Here is a 24,850-nt window from a genome sequence, read left to right on the forward strand (position 1 = left end):
AAGTCTGGCATAGGCGACCGACAACAAACCGTACTCGGGAAGTCCGCGTACACCTAGTCCGACCCTCCGGTGCATCCACCAGTGAGTGCTGTGGATGTGTGTGCGCCGCCGAGTTCCGGGTAACGCGATCAGCGACTCGGCCGAACTTGTCGGTACCTGATGCTTGGCTCCTGCTGTCAATGCGCTCTTCGGCGAGTGGCTCGGCGCGTGACTCTCCCCGACCGACTTTCCACACACCCTGTTTTGAAGAGATCTCTCTAATTGAAAGAACTGAAGTAGTAGTAGGCACTGTGGAATCTGTGGACTGCGCCTGTTTTCGCAGGTAGTGGCCCGCGGTGCCGTGGGGATGGCCGGCGGATGACTCGAGGATGAACCGAGGGTGTCTGTGGACGTCGGAAAGTTGTCCCGCATTCATCCTCGAGTGCTCCTCGAGTTGTTCCACCGTAATTCGGCGTTTGTGCACACGTGTGCAGGAACAGGTGCACAACTCGAGGATTCCTCGAGGACTCCCCAAGGACTCCTCGAGGAATCCACAGGGGTTAACCGAGGGTCTGCCTGGTCAGTGCCTGTGGGTAGCTGTGGGTGTTAGCAATGGGGACAACTGCCTGTGAGCGGCGGCTCCCAGGCGGCCTCCACAGGCTGTGTGCGAACCGGTGCACAACCTCGAGGATTCCTCGAGGACTCAACAGGAATTCCTCGAGGAATCCACAGGCAAAAAAATGCACCGCCCCTGGTCAGGGCGGTGCACAGGTGTGGATAAAGCTATCGGGAGCGTTGTTTGATCCGGGCTGTGAGTTCTTGAACCTGGTCGTACACGCGGCGGCGTTCGGTCATCTCCTTGCGCACCTTCTTCTCCGCGTACATGACCGTGGTGTGGTCCCGGCCGAAGGCTTGGCCGATCTTGGGCAGCGACAGGTCGGTGAGCTCACGGCATAGGTACATCGCGATCTGCCGGGCCTGGGCGAGCGGCCGGGCCTTGCCGGGACCGGTCAGCTCCTCCAGCGTGGTGTTGAAGTACTCCGCGGTCACCGCCATGATCGTGGCCGCGTTGATCTCCAGCGCCGCGGTCTCCGGCATCAGGTCACGCAACACCACCTCGGCCAGCGGCAGATCCAGTGGCTGGCCGTTCAGCGAGGCGAACGCGGTGACCCGGATCAGCGCGCCCTCCAGCTCCCGGATATTGCGCTCCACCCGGCTGGCGATCAGCTCCATCACGTCGTGCGGCACATCGAGCCGGTCCATGCGCGCCTTCTTGCGCAGGATCGCGATCCGGGTCTCCAGCTCCGGCGGCTGCACATCGGTGATCAGGCCCCACTCGAACCTGGTCCGCAGCCGCTCCTCCAGCGTCGCAAGCTGTTTGGGCGGGCGGTCCGAGGACACCACGATCTGCTTGTTCGCGTTGTGCAAGGTGTTGAAGGTGTGGAAGAACTCCTCCTGGATGCCTTCCTTGCCCTCGATGAACTGGATGTCGTCGACCAGCAGGATGTCGGTCTCGCGATAGCGCCGCTTGAACGCCACCTTCCGATCGTCACGCAGCGAGTTGATGAAGTCGTTGGTGAATTCCTCGGTCGAGACGTACTTCACCCGCATGCCCGGAAACAGCCGCTGGGCATAGTGGCCGGCCGCGTGCAGCAGATGCGTCTTGCCCAAACCCGAAGCGCCCCAGACGAACAGCGGGTTGTAGGCGCGCGCGGGCGCCTCCGCGATGGCGACCGCGGCGGCGTGCGCGAACCGGTTGGACGCGCCGATGACGAAGGTCTCGAAGGTGTACTTGGCGTTCAGGCTGGCCGAGGAACTCGGCGCCGGCGTCTCCTGGGTCTTGGTGAAGTAGGTCGGCCAGGAGTTGCGGGCGCTGACGATGGGCTCGTCGTCGTCCTCGTGATCCGGGTGTGCGGGCCGGCTGTCGCGCACCGGCTGTTGTCCCCGGGCTTGATGTTCCCGCCCCGGATGCTCGCGTCCCTGGTGCTCCCGCCCCGGATGTTCCCGGACCGGTTGATGGGCCGCGGCGAGCGCGGGCTCAGGCTCGTCGTGCGGTGCCGGCCGGCCGGGCTGCTCGCGGCCGGGCCCGCGCATCGGCGCGGGCTCGGGCGTGAACAACGACTCCTGTCCGGGCGGGCCGGACTCCCGGCGCCCGGCTTGCGGCTGCTTGTCAGATCGCTCGAAAAGATCGGACTGCCCGTTCGGGCGGGTGGGCGGTTCGGGCGCGGGCACGCTCGCCGGGACCGGACTCTGATAGTCCTGTCCCGAGTAGTAGTCGTCGACCTGGCCGTACTCCGGCGCCGGTTCGTATTCCGGTTGTGGCTGGTAGTCGGGTTCGTAGCCCGGTGCGGGCTGGTACTCCGCGGCCGGCGCGTAGTCGACCCCGCCCTGCTGGTACTCGGGCGCCGGTTCGTAGTCGGTGGCGGCGGCATAGTCGGTGGCCGGACCGTAGCGCTGCGGCTGGCCGTACTCGCCGCGCGCCGGATAGTCCGGCGTCGGAGCCCGGCGCGGTTCCCGGCGTTCGGGCCGGCTGGTCATCCGCGCGTGCCGCGGATTGGCAGCGGACCGGTCACTGGGCGACTGGGGCGGCGCGGCGATCCGGACGCCGAGTCCTTCGACCTGGGGGCCGAGGCGGCGGCCGAGTGAGCGCAGGATCGGTTCGCGCAGATCGCGTTCGATGGCTTCCTGGGCCAGCGACGAGGGCACCGAGAGCAAGGCGAAGCCCTGCGCCACGGTGATCGGCTTGACCAGCTTGAGCCAGGCCTGCTGTGCTCTGGTTACCGGGGGGATGGCGCCGTCGGGCGAGCCGGTGGTGAGCTCGGCGATCACCTCGGGCCACACAGTGGCCAACACGTTCTGCTCGTCGTCCATGCAGTGTCCTCCCCAGTAGTTATCCACCGTGAATCTTCGATACAGCGATCCCGCAAGCTCTCGAGCGCTGTTAGGATCCTCCGGTTCCGAGCAGTGGCGAACGGCAGCCGTCGGCCTACGAATATGCCACCGGAGGGGTGTTTCCACACAATTATCCACAGATGTGGAAAACCCTGGGGACATGTGAAATGTGCTTCAGCTCGGCCGGTGTGTCGCTCTCACCTGCGGTTCTTCAGCTATCGACTAGCTATCGCCAGGTCGCTGCGCACATGCCTGCGCCTAGGGGTGTTGATAACGTCACCGCAGTCCACAGCCTGTGTTCAGCGGCTGAGCTGGTCCGATGACCGGCTTCATGGGGGCTGAGTTTGACCCGCATCTGGCGGATAAGTACCCTCGTACAGTCACCCCTTGGTGCGGTGGCGGTCCTGTGCTGACCGCGTTGAGGTCGTAACCGACCCTGTGCGCCAGGACCGACGCGCATCGATGATGACCAGACTTGCATTGCTTGGTATGGCTCAGCATTGCGCAGATACGTATTACCGACCAGCTATCGGGCGTCACCTGGCGCCCACCAACTCGAGGAGTGTTGACCGTGGCCAAGGGCAAGCGGACGTTCCAGCCGAACAACCGTCGTCGGGCGCGCGTCCACGGCTTCCGTCTCCGGATGCGGACCCGTGCGGGCCGCGCCATCGTTTCCGCGCGTCGCGGCAAGGGCCGCAAGACCCTGACTGCCTGATCCTCGCATTCGGACGCTCGGGTGTTGCCTGAGCCGTATCGGTTGCATCATCGTGCCGACTTCTCCCGGACGGTGCGCCGCGGCCAGCGAATCGGGAGGCGAGATCTGGTCGTACACGTGCACGTTCGCGGGTATGACGGAATCGTGGGCACAAGTTCACCAGACGGCACCGCATCACCGGAACCGAAAGTTCCGGAGGATGCGCTGGTCCGCGTGGGCGGTCCGCGATTCGGATTGATTGTCAGCAAGGCGGTGGGCTCCGCGGTGATTCGACACCGTGTGGCCCGCCGCCTGCGTCATATGTGCGGCAAGGTGATCCACGATCTACCCGCCGAGGCCGATATCGTGATCCGTGCGCTGCCCGGCGCCGCCGACGCGAGTTCGGACGATCTTCTCCGTCAGCTCCGGGGCGCGTTGCGCAAACTCGATGGGGCCCGGTCGTCGTGAGAAGCCTCGTGCGGCTGCCGGCTCGCTTGTTGATCTTCTTGATCGAGCTGTACCGGACCTACGTCTCCCCCACCCGAATGCCGGTGTGCCGCTTCACCCCAACCTGCAGCGAGTACGCCGTGACCGCTTTGCGCACCCGAGGTCTGTTCGTCGGACTCGGACTGACGGTCGTGCGACTGCTCAAATGCGCGCCCTGGCACCCTGGTGGGTGGGACCCCGTTCCGGAGCGCCGCACACGCGCCCGGGGTGGGGCAGCCGCCGCCGACACTGCCACAGCGGCGCCACACGCTTGTACAGGATCACCGTCCGCGGTGATCGGCGAACCGAACGACGGGAGTGCATAGAGCCGTGCTCGACTTCATTTATTACCCGGTGTCCTGGATCCTCTGGTTCTGGCATCGAGTCTTCGCGGCCATCCCCGGCCTTGGTAAGGACAGCGGCATCGCCTGGGCTCTGGCGGTGGTGTTCCTCGTCTTCACGCTCCGCATCGTGCTCTATAAGCCGTTCGTGAAGCAGGTCCGGACGACCAAGCAGATGCAGGAGTTGCAGCCCCAGATCAAGGAGCTGCAGAAGAAGTACAAGAACGACCGCCAGAAGATGGCACTGGAGATGCAGAAGCTCCAGAAGGATCACGGCTTCAACCCGCTGATGGGCTGCCTGCCCATCCTGGCGCAGGTGCCGGTATTCCTCGGTCTGTTCCACGTGCTGCGGTCCTTCAACCGGACCGGCCACGGCTTCGGTCAGCTCGGCATGAGCATCCAGGACAACGCGAACACCCCGAACTACGTCTTCAACGCCGCCGACGTGCAGTCCTTCCTGAGTGCCCGACTCTTCGGCGCGCCCATCTCGGCGTTCATCACCACCCCGGTGAGCGAGCTGCAGGCGTTCGCCATCGACGGCCAGCTGCCGTCCCGGGTGGCCATCGCCGCCGTCGCGATCCCGCTCATGGTCATCGCCGGCCTGGCGACGCATTTCAACGCGCGTGCCTCGGTCGCCCGCCAGAGCGCGGAGGCCGCGGCCAACCCGCAGGCCGCGATGATGAACAAGCTCGCGCTGTGGGTCTTCCCGCTCGGCGTGCTCGTCGGTGGTCCGTTCCTGCCGATCGCCATCCTGCTGTACTGGGTGGCCAACAACATCTGGACCTACGGGCAGCAGCATCTCGTCTTCGGCCGCATGGAGAAGGAAGAAGAAGCGAAGAAGCAGCAGAAGCTCGAGCAGCGTGCGCAGAACGCGCCGAAGCCGGGCGCGAAGCCGGTGAACGTCAAGAAGAAGGTCGACGCCGACGCGGTGGACGCGGTCGAGGATGTGGTGGACACGGTCTCGACGAACGGCACCAGCGCCGCCAAGCCCAAGAGTTCGGCGCAGCGCCGCTCCGGTGGCGGGCAGAAGCGGCCGAACCGCGGCCGGGCCAATCAGAAGCGGCGGCGTTGATCGCCTGCTTGCGCTGAGCACTGAGCAGCAACCCCTTGATCGCGTACCACCCGGCGGCGATGGCCAGGCGGTCGCGGCGAGCAGATGAAGGAAAACCAAATGACTGTTGAGACCGACGGAGGGGACGCCACAGTGGCGACGACGATGGTGAGCGCCGAGACGGAACCAGCTGAAGTCGCGAGTGACTCCGAGGAAGCTCTGATCGAAGAGGGCGAAATCGCGGGTGACTACCTCGAGCAGCTGCTCGACGTGCTGGATTTCGACGGCGATATCGACCTGGACGTCGAAGGCGATCGCGCTGTGGTGAGCATTGACGGCGGCCGGGATCTTTCCAAGCTGGTCGGCCGGAACGGCGAGGTGCTCGATGCGCTGCAGGAGCTGACTCGGCTCGCGGTGCAGCAGGCGACTGGTGTGCGTAGCCGGCTGATGCTGGACGTGGCCGGCTGGCGGGCCAAGCGTCGTGAGGAACTGAGCGCGCTCGGCACCGCCGCGGCGAAGCGGGTGCTGGAATCCGGTGCGCCCGAAGCGCTGGCGGCAATGACTCCGTTCGAGCGGAAGATTGTGCATGACGCGGTCGCCGCCGTCGACGGTGTCGAGAGCGAGAGCGAGGGCGTGGAGCCGAATCGCCATGTGGTGGTCGTTCCCGCCTGAGTGCAGGGCGAGCTTGGGGGACGGGACGTTTCGTCACCCTGACGTATTGGACAGGGCCTCTGGTCATCGGACCAGGGGCCTTCTCCATGTCCCGGATGCAGTAGCCAGTGGCCGGTTCAATACTGTTGACCTATCGAACGCGGAAGGATGTTTCACGTGGAACTGGAGCCGCCCGCCGAAGCCGTCAAGGTTTTCGGCGACAGGTTGGATATCGCGCGGATGTACTGTGCGGCGCTTGCCGGCGCCGGGGTGGAGCGAGGGCTGATCGGTCCACGTGAAGTGCCGCGGCTTTGGGACCGGCACATCCTCAACTGTGCCGTGCTCGGCGAGTTGATCCCCGAGGGCGCCACCGTGGTCGACATCGGCAGCGGCGCTGGGCTGCCCGGCATTCCGCTCGGCATCGCGCGTCCGGATCTCCGGATCACATTGGTGGAGCCGCTGTTGCGGCGCACCATCTTTCTGAGCGAGTTCATCGAATCCGCCGGGCTCGACATCACCGTGGTGCGCGGGCGCGCCGAGCAGTCCGGCGTACTGAAGGAAGCGGGCGGCGCGGACATCGTCACCTCGCGTGCGGTGGCGCCGCTGGCGAAGCTAGCGCAGTGGTCCCTCCCCCTGCTCCGCGACCACGGGCGGATGCTCGCGCTGAAAGGCGTCAGCGCCGCAGCGGAATTGGAGCGCGACGGTGCGGCGCTGGCGGATGCCGGCGCGAGCAACGCCCAGGTGCTCGAGTGCGGCGCCGGACTGGTCTCCACGCCGACTCTGGTGATCAGTGCGGAACTCCTCCCCCGGGCCGAGCGGTCGCCGCGTCGCCGGGCCGCGCGCGCCAACAAATCTCGCGACTGAGCGGATCCGCTCCCCCGCCGCATGTTTCACATGAAACATCGTCACTCCATGTCGACCGCCGGAGTGCGCTGTTTCATGTGAAACATGCGCAATTTCTCGCTCAACGGCACCGGCGGCACCGGTCAATTCGCTTGTCCTCTGCGCCGTACCGCGATTCAGCTTTCTAATCCCGCGCTGTGCTGGCAAGCTATGTCACGTCGGGCGTGAGCGTTGTTGCCACGGAGGAATATTGGTATGCGGGATGACTCCGCTCGATGTTCGATCCGACTCAGCTGTTTTTGAAGTCACATGCGTCGGCGTTCGGCCGATGGTGCGTGATCTGAAGTTCTCGGTTAGGAGCTGTTATGTCGAGCGGTCCGGCGAAAAATGTTTCACGGGAAACAACGTCGCGCGTGCCGGGGATGCTGGACTCCAGCAACCTCGACCAAGAAGCCTTCGGGAGCACACCGTTCGGGCATATCTCCCCTAGCGAGACCCCGATCGCGGCCGAAGCCCAGCGCGCCAGCCAGATATTGCATCCAGGAAAGGTGACTGTGCCGAAACCGCACGAGCAACGCATCATCACCATCGCCAATCAGAAGGGCGGTGTCGGTAAGACGACAACGACGGTGAATCTCGCCGCGGCCCTGGCGCATCAGGGGATGACAGTTCTCGTGATCGATCTCGATCCACAGGGCAATGCCAGTACCGCCCTCGGGATCGAGCACCACTCGGGTGTGCCCTCCAGTTACGAGCTCCTCATCGGCGAGGTCTCGGTGAAAGAAGCGATTCAGCAGAGCCCGCACAACGAGCGCCTGCTGTGCATCCCCGCCACCATCGATCTGGCCGGCGCCGAGATCGAGCTGGTCTCCATGGTGGCCCGCGAAGGTCGGCTCAAGGCGGCCATCGAGCAGGCGAATATCGCCGGCTACGACATCGATTACGTGATGATCGACTGCCCGCCCTCGCTCGGTCTGCTCACCGTCAACGCGCTCGTCGCCGCGAAGGAGGTGCTGATTCCGATCCAGTGCGAGTACTACGCGCTGGAGGGAGTCGGGCAGCTGCTCCGCAATATCGGTTTGGTGCAGGCGCATCTGAACCCGCAACTGCACGTGTCCACCGTGATTCTCACGATGTACGACGGCCGCACCAAGCTGGCCGACCAGGTCGCCGACGAGGTTCGCGCCCACTTCGGTGACGCGGTATTGCGATCGGTGATTCCCCGGAGCGTAAAGGTTTCGGAGGCACCGGGATACGGCATGACGGTGCTCGATTATGATCCAGGCTCCCGGGGTGCGATGAGTTACCTCGACGCGGGTCGGGAGATGGCGCAGCGGGCGATGGCGAAGGCCGCCACCGGCGGCGCAGCGTAGATGCTCCAACGGGGATGGCGGCCAGCGGAGCCGGCGGGGTGGGTAAGCGCAGTGTGGTGGCGGACGAGAAGGGATCGGTAAGCCGATGAGTCAGGCTAAGAAGGGTGGGCTGGGACGCGGCCTGGCCGCATTGATCCCCACGGGACCGGCGGTCGATACGGCGAGTATGGGGGCCACGCACGGCCTCGCGCCGGGGATGGGCAGCGCCGCGGCCAATGTGGTGATCGGCCTCGATCCCATTGGCCCGCAGCCCGCTTCGGCCTACCTGCACCGGGTGCCCGATCCCACCGAGGACGACGCCGATCCGAACCTGGCGGGCGCGACCTATCGCGAGATCCCGCCGGCGCAGATCGAGCCGAACCCGAAGCAGCCGCGCCACGTCTTCGAGGAGGAGGCGCTCGCGGAGCTGGTGCACTCCATTCGCGAGTTCGGCCTCATGCAGCCGATCGTGGTGCGCCGCCTGGAGCCGGGCGTCGATCGCTTCCAGCTCGTCATGGGCGAGCGCCGCTGGCGGGCGTGCCAGGAAGCGGGGCTGGAGACCATCCCGGCGATCGTCCGCGAGACCGCCGACGAGGCGATGCTGCGTGACGCGCTGCTGGAGAACATCCACCGGGTGCAGCTGAATCCGTTGGAAGAGGCGGCCGCCTATCAGCAGCTGCTGGAGGAATTCGACGTCACCCATGAGGAACTGGCGTCGCGCATCGGCCGGTCCCGGCCGGTCGTCACCAACATGATCCGATTGCTGAAGCTGCCGATCCCGGTGCAACGCCGGGTCGCCGCGGGCGTGCTCTCCGCCGGGCACGCGCGCGCTCTGCTCGGGCTCGAGGCCGGCGCCGACGCGCAGGAGGTACTGGCCGCGCGCATCGTCGCCGAGGGTCTATCGGTGCGTGCCACCGAAGAAGCGGTGACACTGGCGAATCGCGATCCGGACAACGGCGCCACTCCCCCGGCGCCGCGTCGTAAGCCGATCCATATGCCGGGTCTGCAGGATGTCGCCGAGCGGTTGTCGGAATCCTTCGACACCCGGGTCACGGTGAGCCTAGGCAAGCGCAAGGGCAAGATCGTCGTCGAGTTCGGTTCCGTCGAAGACCTCGAGCGCATCGTCGGGATGATGCAGACCCAACAGCTCGATTAGTGACGAAAATCGCCCCGGAAACCCGGTAGACCCGTGTCTAGCGCCGAAACGTCACTGTGACGGTGTAATTCAGAGCGCGGTTCATCGGTCCGACCGGGCCACTGACAACAGCACAGCGAGTGTGGAGTGAGGCGGGTTCTCTTTGATCGCTTATTCTTGCTGGCGAGCAATAGCAACAAAGCGGCGTGCGCGAACGCATGGATGAATCGGACGGCTGGAGGCTGAGCAGAGCGGTGTCGACCAGCGTCACAGCACTTTCCCTCGGAGAACTCGACAAGCTCCCGGCACATGCCAGGCGCTGTGTTTTCTGGGAGATGGATCCCGCCGTCGCCGCGGACTCCCGGGCCTTCAGCGACCCCGTCTTCGAAAAGGAAGCGTGGCTGTCCACGGTCCTGCTGGAGTGGGGCTCGTGCGGTCAAGTCGCCGCGGTGGACGGGAAGGTCGCCGGGTGCGCGCTGTACTCGCCGCCGAGCGTGGTGCCGCGCGCCGCACTGTTCCCCACCTCCCCCGTCAGCCCGGACGCGGTCCTGCTGACCACGCTGCGGACCGAATTCCGCTATACCGACTCCGATGTACCCCACCGGATGTTGCAGGCGGTGGTGGCCGATCTGGTGCGCCGCGGTGTGCGGGCGCTGGAGGCGTTCGGAATCCGCAACGGTCCGGCGACCCAGGCCATGTCCGATCGTTCGGTCGGTTCGATGATGCTGATGGAGCGGATCGGCGCCCCCGTGCGGGAGAACCCGGCCGCCGACTGCTCGCCGGAGACCTGCATGATCGACGCCGACTTCCTGGAGGACGCCGGTTTCGAGGTGGTCGCGGCGCACCACAAGTTCCCGCGCCTGCGCCTGGAGTTGAACTCCGATCACGGCTGGAAAGAGGACGTGGAACGCGCGCTGGATCAGCTGCTGGCGGCCGCGGAGCTCACCGTGCCGTTCCGCATCGGCGCCGCCTAGTTCGGGGCGATCAGCCCCGCTCGGCGGCGGCCAGTTCTTCGGCGAGCAATTCGGCGAAGGTGTACGTGCCGGTCGGCTGGTCGTCCTGGCCGAGCAGGTACAGCCGCTTCACCGAGATCAGGATGGCCTCGGCGATGACATCACGCATGCGCGGGTTGGTCAGCACCGACGCGTCGTAATCGTTTGTCAGATAGCCGATATCGATCTGCACCGTCGGCATCTTGGTGAGCCGCAGCAGATCCCAGGTGCGCGAGTGGGTCCGGCAGTCCTGCAACGAGGTTCGGGCCACCACCTCACGCTGGATGAAGCCGGCCAGCACCTGGCCGATCATCGACACCGAGCCGTGCGAATTACCGAAGTGGAAGCCGGCCACGCCGTTGGCTGCGGGGCTCGGGTTGGTCGCGCAGCGCAGCGAGATCATCAGGTCGGCGTCGAAGGCGTTGGAGGTGTCCGCGCGCTCGGCGTCGGTGGGATTGGCGCCCCAGGGCCGGGACAGGAAGGTCTCCATGCCGGTGGCGGCCATCCGGCCTTCCAGCCGGCTGGCGAGATCCCAGAGGATCTCCGATTCGTACACGTCGCCGTACTCGGTGGGTACGGGGTGACCCTTGTCGGGACCGCCCAGGCCCGGATCGATGACGATCCGCTTGCCCGTCAGCTGTGGACCGGCCCGGTGCACGACCTCTTCCTCGGCGATCCGGTGCGGATTGCCGCCGGTGACGCGCGCGCCGAGCAGTTCCAGCGAACGCAGGGTCTCCGGACCGCAGATGCCGTCCGCGGAGAGCCCGATCTCGCGCTGGAACGCGGTGAGCCCCTCGTGCGTGTGCGGGCCGAAATAGCCGTCGACGCGGTGCACATAGAAGCCGAGATCTTGCAGGCGACGCTGCAGGGTCGCGACATCGTCGCCGTACAGCGGCGCGGACAGCTGATAGATGAGCGTGCGGGCGCCGAGGCGGTACGAAGCTTCCTTGAGCGCGCGATAGGTCGCGGGGCCTACGACTCCGTCGACGAGCAGACCGCGATGCTGCTGGAACGCACGGACCGCGGAATCGAGCTGGTGATCGAAGGAGGCCTCGGTGTCTTTCCAGTACTCGCGTGCGTCGGCGGGATCGGTGCCTGCCGTGTGCGCATGGAGGAATCCGAGACTTGCCAGTGTGCTCCGAACCTCTGCGACGGCTGGACCGGTATCGCCGTGACGAAGTCGGTGCATGCGTGAGAGCCCTTTCCTTCCGTCAACCCGGGTACCCACTCATGCGAGGGTCTACACCCTTCGCACGACCGGAGCTGTGCTCGCGTCGATTGTCTCAGACCTGACCCGGAATTCAGCAATTCGCGGGGTCCAGGGCATCCTACGGCGCGTCGTGGGGCCGCGATGTCCTAATGACACCGCGAATTACAGCACCGGGCCCTGGGGGATTAAACGGGGAGATTACCTGATCGAACCCCGCAGTCGGACTGCGGGGTTCGTTAGGGGGTGCCCAGCGTCAGATGACGCCTTCGAGCTCGCGCAGCAGCGCGGCCTTGCCCTTGGCGCCGACGATCCGCTTGACCGGCTTGCCCTTCTCGAAGAGCAGCATGGTGGGGATCGACACCACCTGGTAGTCGCGGGCGGCTTCCGGGTTCGCGTCCACGTCCAGCTTGGCGACGGTCAGCTTGTCACCGTGCGAGCCGGCGATCTCCTCCAGCACCGGGGCGACCATCTTGCAGGGGCCGCACCAGGTGGCCCAGAAGTCCACCAGGACGGGCTTCTCGCTGAGCAGCACCGTATCGGCAAAGTCCTTGTCGGTCACGGTGACCGTGTTAGCGGACATGGGTATCTCCTTGAATCGGGTAAAAGAGGAGGTCAGTTGGCCGCGACGGGCTTGCCGGCGTGATCGAGCGTGTTGCTGGTGATGTCACCCTGCTCGGCCAGCCACCGCTCGGCGTCGATGGCCGCGCGGCAGCCGGTGCCGGCCGCGGTGATGGCCTGGCGGTAGGTGTGGTCGACCAGGTCTCCCGCGGCGAACACACCGGGCACGGCGGTGGCGGTGCCGGGGTGCTGCACCTGCACATAGCCCTCGGCGTCCAGCTCCACCTGGCCCTTGACCAGCTCGCTGCGCGGGTCGTGGCCGATCGCCACGAACAGGCCGGTCGCGTCCAACTCGGAGGTTTCACCGGTCTTGGTGTCGCGCAGGGTCAGCGAGGTGACCTTGTCGGTGCCGTTGACCTGAACCACCTCGGCGTTGAGCCGGAACTCGATCTTCTCGTTGGCCTTGGCGCGCTCCAGCATGATCCGCGAGGCGCGGAACTCCTCGCGGCGGTGCACGATGGTGACCTTGCTGGCGAACTTGGTGAGGAAGGTCGCTTCCTCCATCGCCGAGTCGCCGCCGCCGACCACCACGATGTCCTGGCCGCGGAAGAAGAAGCCGTCGCAGGTGGCGCAGGCGCTGACGCCGCGGCCGAGCAGGTCCTGCTCCCCCGGCACGCCGAGGTAGCGGGCCGCCGAACCCATGGCAAGGATGATCGCGTAGGCCTGGTAGGTCTCGTCGCCGACCGTGACGGTCTTGATCGGGCCGGACAGGTCGATCGCGTCCACGTCCTCGGAGCGCACGTCGGCGCCGAAACGCTTTGCCTGCTCCCGCATTTCGTCCATCAGGTCGGGGCCCATGATGCCCTCGCGGAAGCCGGGGAAGTTTTCCACCTCGGTGGTGGTCATCAGGGCGCCACCGAACTGGGTGCCCTCGAAGAGCAGCGGCTGGAGTTCGGCGCGGGCCGCGTACACGGCGGCCGTGTAACCGGCCGGTCCGGAGCCGACAATGATCAAGTCGCGAACTGGCGTTGTCATGGGGCCCTTCCGAGAAGACAAAGGTGGGACGGTTCGGTCAACAACAGCCTAATGTCCGTTGTTCCCGGGGGAATTTACCCGTCCCGCGGCCCTAGCCGATGTCGGTGACGTTCTTCAGCTGCGGATCGCCCGCCGAGCAGCCGGTGCCGACGACCAGGGCGGTGATCTTGCGGCCATCCGGGCCGCTCAGCAGGATCAGCACGGCCTCGGCGCCCTTGTACTGCATGTCCGTCGAGCCGAGGATCTTGCGCTCGCCCAGGCCGTTGGCGGCGACGCAGGCCGCGAGGGTGTCCCGCCCGGCGAGCGCGCCGGTCACATCGAAGCGACCCAGGGCGGCCAGGGCGACCGAGGCGGGGAACACATCGTCCTCGACGGGTGTCGGAGTCGGCGGCTGGGCGATCGGAGTGCCCGGGGTGGTGCCGGCGTCCCGGAAAAGCTGGATCGCGAAACCCGCTCCGGTGAGCAGCACGACACTCGCGGCCGCCGCGGCGATCCAGCGCAGGCGCCTGCCACGCCGCTCGGCCAGCGAGATCGGCGCATCGGGACGTTCCGCTTCGGCGAGCTCGGCGGGTTCGAGATCGGCGACGAACGACGCCATCCGGGTGGCCACGTCGGCGGGCATGGGCTCGGCGGGCCGATCGCTGCCGGCCAGGGCGCGCAGTGCGGCGTTCACCTCGTCGAGCGAGTTCAGGTAGGTGCGGGCGGCCGGATCGGCGCGGACCACCGGCCACAGCGCGGCGCTCTCTTCGGGCGCCAGATTGTCCGCGTGCAGGTCGGCGAGCAGCTCCGGCGAGAACGGAGGCTGCGGATCGGACCGAGTCGCCATCGCACCTCCAGTGGTCTCGTAATACTGCCGTCAATTACATCGCCGGGTTGGTCGTCACTATTAATGACGCATCCCGGCTACTTCCGGTTCCGTGGATCTCGCAGAAATTCCAGGCGTTCTTGCAAACGTTGCCGACCGCGGGCGCAGCGGCTCTTGATCGTCCCCTCCGGAACGCCCAGCAGCGCGGCCGCGTCGGCCACGCTATACCCCTCCATTTCCACCGCGACCAGGGCCGTGCGCTGGTCCGGCGGCAGTGCGAACAGGGCTCGTTCGACCACCATCGACATCTCCATCTCGGCGAAGGCGTCCCGGTCGTCGAGGGGTTCCGGGATGTTCTCGGGGCTCAGCGAGAGCGCGCGCCGGGCCTTGTTGCGCCGGATGCGGTCCAGGCAGGCGTTGACCACGATGCGGTGCAGCCAGCTGCGTACCTCGGATTCCCCGCGGAACGAGCCCGCGGTGCGATGCGCGGCCAGCAGCGCGTCCTGGAGCGAGTCGGCGGCATCTTCCCGGGTGTAGGAGGTGCGCTGGGCGGTCTGCCAGAGATGGTCGTTGTGCCGGCGGACGAGTTCGGAGAAGGCGAGGCGCTCGCCGCGGGCATGGGCTCGCAGCAGTTCGATATCGGAGAGTTCGTCCGGTGCGAACGGCCGGGCGCGGAACGCGACCGGACCTGAAGATCCCCCGTGGGAACCCCCGCTCATTTCGGACAAAAGCCAAACCCCTCCGACGGCGCTCACCAGCGACGGCCGGGCCGGCCGTCACCATCAATTTCCCGCGGCATCCAGGACTCGTGACGCTCCCGGGAAAAGCTCCCCACAGAGAGCGCGTAGTGATCATAACCGGGTGAACGGCCACGTCGCGTACTTGGGACGGGCTGGCGCACTACGGATTTGGCAGGCGCGGAAATCGGCACGGATCGGACACGTGCGCGCAGAGGTGGCACGGAATGGACACGTGCGGCGCTTCTTACCTGGCGGCGTCGAAGCGGAGATCGGCGATCGCGGTTTGGAACTGACCACCGGAATTGCCGAGGCCGGTGATCCAGACGAGCACATAGCGGGCGGGTTGATCGGCGCGCACCGGAATCTCGGTGACGCCGTCCCCTAGTCGGGCCGAGCCGATCAGCTGGGTCTGATCCAGCGTCGGCGAGTCGGTGGGCGAGGTTCTGATCTCCACCGAGGTGCCCGGGCTCGGCGAATTGATCGACACGCTGGTCAGTTTCGCCGGGCTCGGTAGCGTGGCCAGCAGCCCGATGCCCTTCTTCAGGGCGGGGAACTGCTGGAAGTACTGATCGGTCTTCCAGACGGTGCCGGGATTGTGGTCCAGCACCGCGCTCACGGTCCCCGCGTTGTCCGGGGTGCCCTCCGGGGAGAACACCTCGACCTTGGCGACCGGCACCGGCACGCCGGCGGGCGCGACGGCGCTCGGCGCCACCGGACTGCCCGAGGTCGGTGCGGGCGCTGCCTCGGTGGTCAGGCCGATATTGCGCTGCTCGTTGAGCGGCTGGTCGGAGGCGGTCGGCGCGAACAGGCTGACCATCCACCAGATGACGATGCCGACCACCAGCGCGGCCAGGATGCCCAGGCCGACCATGATCCACATCATGCGCTGCGAGCGTTCCCGTTCCTGGGCAAGCAGTTCCGGATCGGCCAGCGATTCGTCGACGACGGCCGCGGCCTGCGCGTTCTGTCGCTGACCCAATCTCAGCACCGGGATGAAATCGGTCTTCTGATCGACGACCGACGCCTGCTCCAGCACGTGCTGGACGGTGGCGGCGGTGCGCACGCCCTTGTTCGATTCCAGCGATCGCACGGCGACCGCGGAGATCTCGAAGGGCACCTCGGGCCGGATCTGGCGCGGCTCCACCGGGGTGCCGTCCGGCCCGAAATCGGCCAGGCGCAGACCGCCGACGGTGGCCGCGGCGCCGGTCATGCCGCCGGCCCGGATCGGCCAGCGCGCGGTGATCAGCGCGTAGAGCATGGCGCCGAGACCGCGCACGTCGGATTGCGCGTCGGAATCGGACAGGGTGCCGGGGAAGGCGAGCACGGCGTCACCGGAGGCGCTGATGCGCACCCGATCCGGGTGATCGATGGACAGCGAGCCGCCGCCGCGGTGCGCCAGTTCGGCGGCCGAGGCGAGCGCGCGGATGGCGCGAGCCGCGCCGATCGGGGACGGCACGGTTTCGGCCATCTCGCGCAGCGAACGACCCGGCGTCCACTCCGCCACCACGATGCCGCCGGAGCTGCCGCGCACCACGTCGAGCACGCGGGCCAAGCCAGGCGAACTGATGCGGCCCAGGCGCAGCGTGCGGGACAGGATGGCCTGCGGGCCGTCGTGCCCGGAGTTCTCGCCGGCCTTCTGGTCGGCGTCGACGAAGGTCAGCGCGACCTCGCGATCGAGCTTGATGTCCAGGGCCTGCCAGAACTTCAGCCCGCGGGAGCCGCCGTGCGGGGCGAGCAGCCGGTAGCGGCCGCCGGCCACCGAGGCGCCCGCCAGCAGCTTGGGGCCGCGTGGTCCCCGGCGCGCACCCGGATCGACGCCGGGGGGCGGCGCCTGGAACGGCGGGATCGGGATCATCCCGGTGTCATACATCGGATCGCGAGGCGCGGGGCCTTCGCTGTCGCGCCGCCCGGGCGCGGGATCCGGAGTGGGGTGTTCGATGTCGGTCTCCAAACCGCCGGCTGTGGTCGCAGATGGATCGGCGGACGGGACGCCGCCCACCGACGCGTCGTCGCTCACCCTCGGTCCTCCTTCGCCCTGATTTATCGAGGTGCCGGCGAATTCGCCACTTGTGCTTCTCTGCCGAACAGGGTACGGGAACTCACCCCTGCCGGTGCGGTCAACCGCAACGTCCCGAATGACGGGTAGCACCATGGTTTGTGCGTCCATGTACGGGTCGAATCCGGAGTAGCCGTAGGGATCCGGCCTGCGGAACACCTGGGTGGCGTATTCGTCGTCGACCGGGGAGTCCAGATCCAGATCCGGTGCGGGCGGCGTGATTCCGAGCCGTCGGGACACCGCGACCGTAATTGCAACGATTTCAGGAACACCGGCGAGTCGCATCAGGCCGAACGCCACGGCGAGCAGCACGATGCCGTCGATCGCCACCCGGATCAGCGAACCCGGTCCGCCGAAGGAGTTCGACAGGCGGTCCAGTCCGAGCACGGTGTCGACGATGAGCATGACCGCGCCGCCCGCGATCGAGGCCAGCACCACGCGGGTGATGGTGCGCCCGACATTGGCCATGCGCAGATCGCCGAGACTGCGGTGCAGCAGGTAGCCGCCGATGCCGGCGCCGACCGCGAAGCTGATGCCGTTCACCGCGCCGAGCACGATCACGACCTGATCCGGGGTGCGCGCGATCATCGGCGCCACTGCCGAGAGCACGATCTTCACACCGGTGATGCCGAGGATGATCCAGGTCGGGGTCCAGGCTTGATGCCGGGCGTAGAACACCCGCAGATGAATCAGCACCAGCGAGTACGGGATCAGCGTGAACGCCGACCAGGCCAGCGCCGTGCCGAGCCGCTGGGCGTCGCCGGAGAAGCGCGCGTACCCGAACAGCGCCTCGCCGATCTGCGGGCCCGCCAAGGTGAAGAAGGTGACCACCGGCAGCAGCGCGATCATGCTCAGGCGAGTGGCGACGGACAGATCGTCGACCACGGCCGGGGTGTCGTCGGCGGCGGCGTTGCGGCTCAGCCGCGGCATGATCGCGGTCAGCAGCGTGACGACCAGGACGCCGTAGGGCAATTGCAGCAGCAGCCAGGTGTAGGAGTAGATGGCCGGACCGGCCGCGTCCGCCTCGGAGGACACGTGGTTGGCGAAGATCATGCCGACCTGGCTGATCGCCACGTACAGGATGATCGCCGCGCCCATGGTGCCGAACTGGCGGAGCCGATCGTCCAGCCCCCACAGCGGGCGCAGATCGATGCCCTCGCGGCGGATCGCGGGCAGCAGGCTCATCGCCTGCACGACCACGCCGAGGGTGACGCCGACGCCCAGCAGCAACAGTTTCGGATCGCTCATCCGCACCGGGTTCAGCGTGATCTCGCCGGGCGTCAGCGCGTAAGCCGCGAGCACGGCGAGCACCACCACGTTGTTCAGCACCGGCGCCCAGGCTCCGGGCTTGAAGTTCTCCCGGGTATTGAGGATCGCCGTGAGCAGCGCGGACATGCCGTAGAACAGGATCGCCGGCAGCAGCAGGAAGGTCAGCGCGGTGGTGAGCGCGGTGTCGACCTTGCCGTCGGCGTCGACGAAGACATGGGTCGCCAGAATCGGGGCGAGCGCCGTGGTCAGCACGGTGGCCGCCAGCAGCACGGCGAACGCGGCGGTGATCAGTCGCCGGGTGAAGGCGGCGCCGCGGTCGGCGTCCTCTTGTTCGGCGCGCACCAGCGTCGGGACCACGATCGCGCCGAGCACCGCGCCGAGCACCAGCTCGGCGATCATGTTCGGGATCAGGCTCGCGGAGGTGAACGCGGAGGCGATCTCCGGGCCGAGCACGGCCGCCAGCATCAGCACCTTGCCGAAGCCGGTGATGCGGCTGACCAGCGTCGCGACCGCCATCGAACCGGAATTGCGGAGCAGCCGCCCGCCGGCGCTCTCCTTGGCCTCGGGTTCGGGCTCCTTGGTGGCGACCGGCCACTCCTGGGTACGCGGGCGCCGCACCTGGTCCGGTCGTTCCGGTCGGCGCTGCTGCTGCGGCGCCGGGCGTGCGGGCGCGGGGTTCGGCTGTGGCGGTGGGTAGTTCGGGGGTGCGGCGAGCCGCCTGGTGGGCTGCTCGGAAGGCGGCGGACCAGGCGGGGGTTGGGGGCGGCCGGGCGGCATCGGTGGTCTGGGCCGGCCGGGCGGCGGCTGCTGCCGGTCCCGCGGGGCGGGCGGCGGCGGGTAGGACTGCTGCCCAGGATGCGGTCGCGGCGCCGGTTGACGCGGATCGGGCCCGGGGCGATTGGGCGGCGGCGGCACCGGTCTGCCCGGCGGCGGCGGAACGGGACGGTTCAGCTGCGGACGCGGCGCACCGTACGGATCGCGATGGGTCATGCCCGGCTCTTCTCGCGGCTCGGGCGGCTGTAGTCGCCGTTCCCAGGGTGCGGCCGGGGCCCGGCGGGCGGGCGGCCCGTCAGGTCTTTCCTCTGGTCGAGCGGGATGAGCGGACAAATCATCGTCGCTCATCATGCCTCCTGTACCGCGCCGGACCTGTGCATCCGGCTTGCTCGAGCTTCGGCGTTTCGCCAGCACTCACCAAAACACCCCTCGAGCTCTCCCCCATTGTGCACACCTGTGGAAGGGTCGGCTCAACTCTCTTCACGCAGTACCCGTTTCCGTGCCCGCAGGTAGCGGTTGACGCGGCGCCGGGTACTCGGATCGAACCCTTCGTCGGCCGGATCGGGCTGTCCCCGGAACCGGTGCCACAACCGGCGCCCGGCAAGGAGGAACAACAGCAATCCAGCGCATCCGGTAATTATCGCCAACGCTTGGCCGTAGGCGTTCGAGCGAACGGAGACCGAGGTCGGATGACCCAGGGGGATGCCGTCGGGTGTGGTAATGGAAATGGGAACGACCAGGTTACGGCTGTCGTCGATCTCGGTCGGGACCTGGAATGAGCGGGTTCCGTTGGGCGGCAGCTGCTGTTCGCCGATATCGGTGATATTCGTCTCGGCGGGCGCTTCGATCCGGAACCGGATGCGGATGGTGACCGGCAGGTTGTTGCGGGCCACCAGCAGCAGCGGGCTCTGTTCGGAGGCCAGGGTGTAGACGCCGCCGGGCGGCAGCACGGTCACCGAGTTGTACAGACTGTCCAGCTCACGGGTGGTCTGGTCCTGGCGGCGCTGCGCGAACGTGTCCGGCTGGGCCGAGTTTCCGGTGCGGCGATCCGACAGCGTGAGCACCCGGATCAGGTCGTCGCGCAGCGGGGTGAGGAATTCCCGTGGCGTCGGCTCGGATTCGGGTATCTCGACCAGCGCGTCGAGCAGGTCGGTGACGCGGGCGGCCTGGTCCCGGACCGGAGGCACGAAACGGTTCGGCACCGCGTCGCGCGCGGCCTGGCCCAGATAGTCCAGTTCGTATGGCTGCGGGTCGGGCTGTTCGGCCAGCAGTTCGGTGAACGGGCGCGGGGTCGCGAGGTTGTTGCGCATCAGCAGATCCAGCTGCTTGAGCAGCGCCGACGCCTCGTCCTTGTTGGCGCCCCACTGCTGCGGCGGCATCAGCAGCTGCGAACGCGGGCGGCCCGCCAGGGGATTGAGCGCGGTCCAGGAGACCGCGCCGAGCGCGTCCTGTAGCCGGGCGGCACGGGAATCGATGGTGACGTCGTAGCGGACCCGGCTGGGGGTATAGGACGGAGTCGGCGGATTGGAGCCGACTGCGGCCAGCGCCGTCGCCGACCAGATGTCGAAGGGCGCGACGTGCAGCGCGGGGTCAGCGGGCGGGGCCGACGGCGTCGCCGGGGTGGGCGCCGCGGTGGTTCCCGGGGCCGCCGGGGTACTGGTGGCCGGCGTGCTCGACGGTGTTGCGGGCGTGCTGGATTCGGCCGCCACCCGGTCGTCCTGGGGTGCGGTGATGCCGGGCACCCGGACGATTTCGGGTGCGGCGGGCTCCGGCAACGCCGTCCGCGAGGTGGCGGTGGTCTGCGGCAGATCGCTCGCGCCGGCCGTGCCGACCGGGACCGCCGCCGTATCGGCCAGCACCGCGGTCCCGAAACCGTGGCTGCGCAACAGCATTCCGGCACCGGTATCGATGCTGCCGGAATCGGGCAGGCTGACGCCGCGCACGGATTTGGTGGTGAGTACGGAATCGACGATTTCGGCGGGTGCGTTCAACGCGCGCGCGGACAGGTCCGGGTCGTTCACCGCCGCCAGTGCGGACACGTCGACCTGCGCGAACGGCAGCGCCACCGTGCAGGTCGAGGCCGCGACCGTGCGCAACCGGTCCAGCCAGGCCTGCGCGGCCTCGCTGCCGGCGCCCGCGCGGGTCTGGCCGTCCGGGTCCGACGGGCTGGCCAGCACGCGGTAGCCCTTGGTCATGGCCTGCGCCGTGAGCAGCAGATCGGGATCGATCGCGACGCAGATCGCGGCGGCCGGATTGTTCTTGCCGCTGTTGCCGATCGCGGTCTCCAAGGCGGCCAGCAGTTGTTCCAGCCGTCCGCCTTTGGCGAGCGAGGCCGCGAGTTCGTCGTCGGTCAGTTCGGCCTTGGCATCGACCGCGCCGGGGATGCCCGCGACCAGGCGCGGGCGGTCGGCCAGCGGCCAGATCAGGGTGGTCGCCACCGGCACGTCGGCCGGGGCCGGCGCGGCGGGCTCCTCGGGCGTCGCCGGCAGGCCGAGCACCGGCAGCAGGAAGCGGGCGTCGTCCAGCCGCGCCTGGCTGCCGTAAGCCGGCTCCCCGTTGACATTCAGCAGCAGCGGATAGACACCGGCCTGCGTCAGCCCGAGCGACGCCGCGCCGCTGCCGCGCAGGTCGATGCTCAGCGTGAACTGTTTGCGCTGACCAGGACTGAGCCGCTCGGCCACGTCCTCGAACGGGCCGGTCACCTCGTAGTTGATCTGGTCCAGGCGCAGCGCGTACCGCAGGTCGCTGGGTGTGGTCACCGCCGCGGCCCGCTGGATTCGCACGCTGATGTCGTCGACCACCCGGTCACCGATATTGGTGACCGTGCCCGACACCGTCAGCCGCGGATCGCTGGAGGTGGTCACCGTCGACGGTGACACCGAATCCAGCGATAGTTTCAGGAATTTCGGAGTGGACGCGTTGTTCGACCCTGAGGGCTGCGCGCCGGCCAGCACCGGCACCGCGAGCATCGAACCGATCAGGGTCAGGACCGCCACAATGATCCGGCACAGTCCTTGCGTCATCGCTTGCCGGTCTCCATCCGGTCGATCAGCTTGTTCGCCACCTCGGCCAGTCGCCGTTCGTCCGCGTAGGCGAGCCGGGAATGCAGCTCGCTCAACGGAACCCAGGCGACCTGGGTGACTTCCACATCGGCGTCGGACAGCTCACCGCCGACCGACCGCAGCAGATAATGATGCACGGTCTTGTGTACCCGGCGCCCCTCGGTCACGAACCAGTAATCAATACTGCCCAGCTCGGCAACCACGACACCATTGATTCCGGTCTCCTCGGCCACTTCGCGAATCGCGGTTTGCTCGGGCGTTTCGCCCTCCTCGATATGGCCCTTGGGTAGCGACCACAGCAAACGGCCCCGGCGATCGGTGCGCCCGATCAGTGCGGCGCTGCGCTTTTCGCCCGGGCCGTCGAGCCCGTCGACGACCAGGCCACCGGCGGAGGTTTCCCGCACGGTGCGCATGCGCGGCTTCGGCGCAGCGTTGGGGGCCGAACCGCGGCGCCGAGGCTGGCGGCGTCGACTGTTCGCACGATCGGCCGGAGACACTCAGCAAGCTTAGACTGTGGGGTCCGGAAAGCCTGAGTCAGCGGCGGTGATCCTCGCGCTTAGGAGCTGGTGCGGAAGGTCGGTAAGCTGCCGTTTCGTGGTTTCGCCCAAGTCCGAGGATGCAGCAGTAGAGCGACGTACCCGATTACTGGCCGCGGCCGCGGTCACACTCGGGGGCTTGTCGGAGGTGCTGACCCCGCTCGGAGAGCTGTTCGCGGCGCGGGGCCACCAGCTGTACCTGGTCGGCGGCAGCGTGCGGGACGCGGTGCTCGGACGGCTCGGCACCGATCTGGATTTCACCACCGACGCGCGCCCCGATGTGGTGCAGGAGCTGATGCGCGGGTGGGCCGACCATCTGTGGGACACCGGCGGCTTGGCGTTCGGGACGGTGAGCGCGTCCAAATCCGGACAGCAACTCGAGATCACCACGTTCCGCAGTGACAGCTACGACCGGGTTTCGCGCAATCCCGCGGTGACCTTCGGCGACACGCTCGAGGCCGACCTGGTGCGGCGGGATTTCACCGTGAACGCGATGGCGGTGCGGATCGGCGCCGACGGGTCGCTGGACTTCGTCGATCCGCTCGGCGGCCTGGACGCGCTGCTCGCGGGAATGCTGGATACGCCTGCGGCGCCCGAGGATTCGTTCAACGACGACCCGCTGCGGATGCTGCGCGGGGCGCGGTTCGTCGCGCAACTCGGGTTCGAACTGCACCCGCGGGTGCGGACCGCGATCACCGCGATGGCCGAGCAGATCGAGCGGATCACCGCCGAACGGGTGCGGACCGAGCTGGACAAGCTGATCGGGGGCGCGCATCCGATCGACGGCATCAACATCATGTGCGAGACCGGGCTGGCGCAGCGCGTGCTGCCGGAAGTGCCGGCGATGAAGCTGGAGATCGACGAGCACCACCAGCACAAGGACGTGTACTGGCATTCGCTGACGGTGTTGCAGCAGGCGATCGACCTGGAAGAGGGCGACCCGGACCTGGTGCTGCGGTGGGCGGCGCTGTTGCACGACATCGGCAAGCCCGACACCAAGCGCAACGAGCCCGGCGGCGGGGTGAGCTTCCATCACCACGAGGTGGTTGGGGCGAAGATGGTGCGCAAGCGGTTGCGCGCGTTGAAGTATCCGAAGCAGTTCACCGAGGACGTGGCGCGGCTGGTGTTCCTGCATCTGCGCTTCCACGGCTACGGCAAGGGGCAGTGGACGGATTCGGCGGTGCGCCGCTACGTCACCGACGCCGACGAACTGCTGCCCAGGCTGCACAAGCTGGTGCGCGCGGACTGCACCACGCGGAACAAGCGGCGGGCCGCCGCGCTGCGCGCGACCTACGACGATCTGGAGACCCGGATCGAGCGGTTGCAGCAGGAGGAGGACCTGGCCAAGGTCCGGCCCGATCTGGACGGCAACGCGATCATGGAGCTGCTCGGGCTGCGCCCGGGGCCACAGGTCGGCAAGGCGTGGTCGTACCTGAAGGAACTGCGCCTGGATCGCGGGCCGATGAGCCGGGACGAGGCCGAGGCCGCGCTGCTGGAGTGGTGGAAGACGCAGAGCTGAACCGGGTCAGAAGATGATCAGGGTGGTGCCGGTGACGATGGCCGAGCGGATCTGCGCGAGGTCGAACGAGCCGGTCAGCTCCGGTAGGTCAACGCGGAAGCGGACCAGGTCGCCGTCCCGGGCGGCGTGCACGATGCGGGCGTGATTCGGCAGGCCGTCCATCAGGACCGCGGGCGCGGTGATCAGGTTGCGCGGTAGTCGCAGGCCCCACCAGGCGGCCTTCTCGATCCGCACGGTCAGCAGGTTGTTCTCGACGGCGGCGTCGACCAGCGCGGTGAGTTTGTTCTTCCGGTGTCTGGCCTGGATGAGGCCGCTTTCGTGCACGCTCAGTTCCCAGTCGAACTCGCGCTCGTTGAGCCAGCCGACCAGCGCCTCGGTGGTGACGGTGCCGTCCAGGTCGAAGTGCTGGGCCCGGACCTTGGTCGGTACGCCGGGGATCAGCCGGACGCCGTGCGCGATCAGGGTGACCGATTCGATCGAGTGTTTGTCCCAGAGCACCCGGGACAGCACGGTTTTGGTTTGGAAGTGCGCGCCACGGCGGCGCACCTTGAGGACCTGGAGGGTGGCGTGCAACTCGTGGCCGAGCAGGGTGGCGCTGATCTCCTGGCCGCCGAAGCGGCTCAGGATGCCTTCGCTGAGCATGGTCATCAGGACGTCGGGCAGGAGCGCGGTGACGGTGCCCGCGCCCAGGTCGGCCACCGGGTCGACCCAGGAGGTGGTGACCGAAACCCACTGGTCGATCCACGACTGGTCGAACAGGCGTCTGCCCGCTTCGACCGCCCGGAGTGGTGACCATGACTTCGGATCGAAATACGCGGCCATGATTGAACCGAGCGTACCGGCGGGGCCCGGAAACGCCCAGACCGCGCG

20 protein-coding genes are annotated in these 24,850 nt (G+C 67.6%); 10 read left to right on the plus strand and 10 right to left on the minus strand.

What is annotated here, in order from left to right; all coding sequences use genetic code 11:
- Window positions 1–762: 762 nt before the first annotated feature.
- On the minus strand, window positions 763–2,850 hold the full coding sequence (gene dnaA, locus AB0M14_RS06050; RefSeq protein WP_364989321.1) for a chromosomal replication initiator protein DnaA: 2,088 nt from the start codon (window positions 2,848–2,850) through the stop codon (window positions 763–765).
- A gap of 592 nt (window positions 2,851–3,442) precedes the next feature.
- Here dnaA and rpmH point away from each other — a divergent pair.
- From rpmH to AB0M14_RS06095, 9 genes are all read left to right on the plus strand, one after another.
- Window positions 3,443–3,586 (plus strand): 50S ribosomal protein L34, encoded by a 144-nt coding sequence (gene rpmH / locus AB0M14_RS06055; protein WP_209885332.1) that lies wholly within the window; start codon window positions 3,443–3,445, stop codon window positions 3,584–3,586.
- Window positions 3,587–3,607: 21 nt separating this feature from the next.
- Window positions 3,608–4,033: a ribonuclease P protein component gene (gene rnpA / locus AB0M14_RS06060; protein WP_364989323.1), complete on the plus strand. Its 426-nt coding sequence runs from the start codon at window positions 3,608–3,610 to the stop codon at window positions 4,031–4,033.
- Entirely contained in the window at window positions 4,030–4,377 is a 348-nt protein-coding gene (gene yidD, locus AB0M14_RS06065) for a membrane protein insertion efficiency factor YidD (protein WP_364989325.1), read from the plus strand. Before rnpA ends, yidD begins: the two co-directional genes overlap by 4 nt.
- 4 nt (window positions 4,378–4,381) lie before the next feature.
- Window positions 4,382–5,464, plus strand: coding sequence for a membrane protein insertase YidC (gene yidC, locus AB0M14_RS06070; protein WP_364989328.1), 1,083 nt, complete (start codon window positions 4,382–4,384; stop codon window positions 5,462–5,464).
- 144 nt (window positions 5,465–5,608) lie between these two features.
- Window positions 5,609–6,115: a protein jag gene (locus AB0M14_RS06075; RefSeq protein WP_364991341.1), complete on the plus strand. Its 507-nt coding sequence runs from the start codon at window positions 5,609–5,611 to the stop codon at window positions 6,113–6,115.
- A gap of 147 nt (window positions 6,116–6,262) precedes the next feature.
- Complete coding sequence (rsmG, locus tag AB0M14_RS06080; protein WP_364989330.1) at window positions 6,263–6,958, plus strand: 16S rRNA (guanine(527)-N(7))-methyltransferase RsmG; 696 nt, start codon at window positions 6,263–6,265, stop codon at window positions 6,956–6,958.
- A gap of 344 nt (window positions 6,959–7,302) precedes the next feature.
- The gene (locus AB0M14_RS06085; RefSeq protein WP_281070357.1) at window positions 7,303–8,310 is read left to right on the plus strand and encodes a ParA family protein; all 1,008 of its coding nucleotides are present in this window, start codon (window positions 7,303–7,305) and stop codon (window positions 8,308–8,310) included.
- A gap of 85 nt (window positions 8,311–8,395) precedes the next feature.
- Complete coding sequence (locus tag AB0M14_RS06090) at window positions 8,396–9,445, plus strand: ParB/RepB/Spo0J family partition protein (RefSeq protein WP_364989332.1); 1,050 nt, start codon at window positions 8,396–8,398, stop codon at window positions 9,443–9,445.
- 233 nt (window positions 9,446–9,678) lie between these two features.
- The gene (locus AB0M14_RS06095) at window positions 9,679–10,398 is read left to right on the plus strand and encodes a GNAT family N-acetyltransferase (protein WP_364989334.1); all 720 of its coding nucleotides are present in this window, start codon (window positions 9,679–9,681) and stop codon (window positions 10,396–10,398) included.
- 10 nt (window positions 10,399–10,408) lie between these two features.
- Here AB0M14_RS06095 and AB0M14_RS06100 read toward each other — a convergent pair whose 3' ends face one another.
- The 8 genes from AB0M14_RS06100 to AB0M14_RS06135 all read right to left on the minus strand — a co-directional run bounded on the left by AB0M14_RS06100 (window position 10,409) and on the right by AB0M14_RS06135 (window position 22,422).
- Window positions 10,409–11,605, minus strand: coding sequence for an N-acetylmuramoyl-L-alanine amidase (locus tag AB0M14_RS06100; RefSeq protein ID WP_364989336.1), 1,197 nt, complete (start codon window positions 11,603–11,605; stop codon window positions 10,409–10,411).
- A 274-nt stretch (window positions 11,606–11,879) separates the two neighbouring features.
- A complete protein-coding gene (gene trxA / locus AB0M14_RS06105; protein WP_364989339.1) occupies window positions 11,880–12,206 on the minus strand; it encodes a thioredoxin in 327 nt (108 codons plus the stop codon).
- 32 nt (window positions 12,207–12,238) lie between these two features.
- Window positions 12,239–13,219: a thioredoxin-disulfide reductase gene (trxB, locus tag AB0M14_RS06110; protein ID WP_364989342.1), complete on the minus strand. Its 981-nt coding sequence runs from the start codon at window positions 13,217–13,219 to the stop codon at window positions 12,239–12,241.
- Between the two features lie 91 nt (window positions 13,220–13,310).
- The gene (locus tag AB0M14_RS06115; RefSeq protein WP_364989344.1) at window positions 13,311–14,045 is read right to left on the minus strand and encodes a hypothetical protein; all 735 of its coding nucleotides are present in this window, start codon (window positions 14,043–14,045) and stop codon (window positions 13,311–13,313) included.
- Between the two features lie 77 nt (window positions 14,046–14,122).
- Window positions 14,123–14,743 carry an RNA polymerase sigma factor SigM gene (sigM, locus tag AB0M14_RS06120; protein WP_364989346.1) on the minus strand — a complete coding sequence of 207 codons (621 nt, stop codon included), beginning with the start codon at window positions 14,741–14,743 and terminating at the stop codon, window positions 14,123–14,125.
- Window positions 14,744–15,008: 265 nt separating this feature from the next.
- The gene (locus AB0M14_RS06125) at window positions 15,009–19,211 is read right to left on the minus strand and encodes a murein biosynthesis integral membrane protein MurJ (protein WP_364989349.1); all 4,203 of its coding nucleotides are present in this window, start codon (window positions 19,209–19,211) and stop codon (window positions 15,009–15,011) included.
- A gap of 122 nt (window positions 19,212–19,333) precedes the next feature.
- A complete protein-coding gene (locus tag AB0M14_RS06130) occupies window positions 19,334–21,886 on the minus strand; it encodes a DUF6049 family protein (RefSeq protein WP_364989351.1) in 2,553 nt (850 codons plus the stop codon).
- Window positions 21,883–22,422, minus strand: a complete 540-nt coding sequence (locus AB0M14_RS06135) for an NUDIX hydrolase (RefSeq protein ID WP_194816608.1) — start codon at window positions 22,420–22,422, stop codon at window positions 21,883–21,885. The genes AB0M14_RS06130 and AB0M14_RS06135 overlap by 4 nt, the downstream gene beginning before the upstream one ends.
- Window positions 22,423–22,519: 97 nt before the next feature.
- On the opposite strand from AB0M14_RS06135, the gene AB0M14_RS06140 reads away from it, so the two are divergent.
- On the plus strand, window positions 22,520–23,980 hold the full coding sequence (locus AB0M14_RS06140; RefSeq protein WP_364989354.1) for a CCA tRNA nucleotidyltransferase: 1,461 nt from the start codon (window positions 22,520–22,522) through the stop codon (window positions 23,978–23,980).
- Window positions 23,981–23,986: 6 nt separating this feature from the next.
- Here AB0M14_RS06140 and AB0M14_RS06145 read toward each other — a convergent pair whose 3' ends face one another.
- Window positions 23,987–24,802: a hypothetical protein gene (locus AB0M14_RS06145; RefSeq protein WP_364989356.1), complete on the minus strand. Its 816-nt coding sequence runs from the start codon at window positions 24,800–24,802 to the stop codon at window positions 23,987–23,989.
- Window positions 24,803–24,850 lie beyond the last annotated feature (48 nt).

The organism is Nocardia sp. NPDC051832, assembly GCF_040681285.1.
Taxonomy (GTDB): Bacteria; Actinomycetota; Actinomycetes; order Mycobacteriales; family Mycobacteriaceae; genus Nocardia.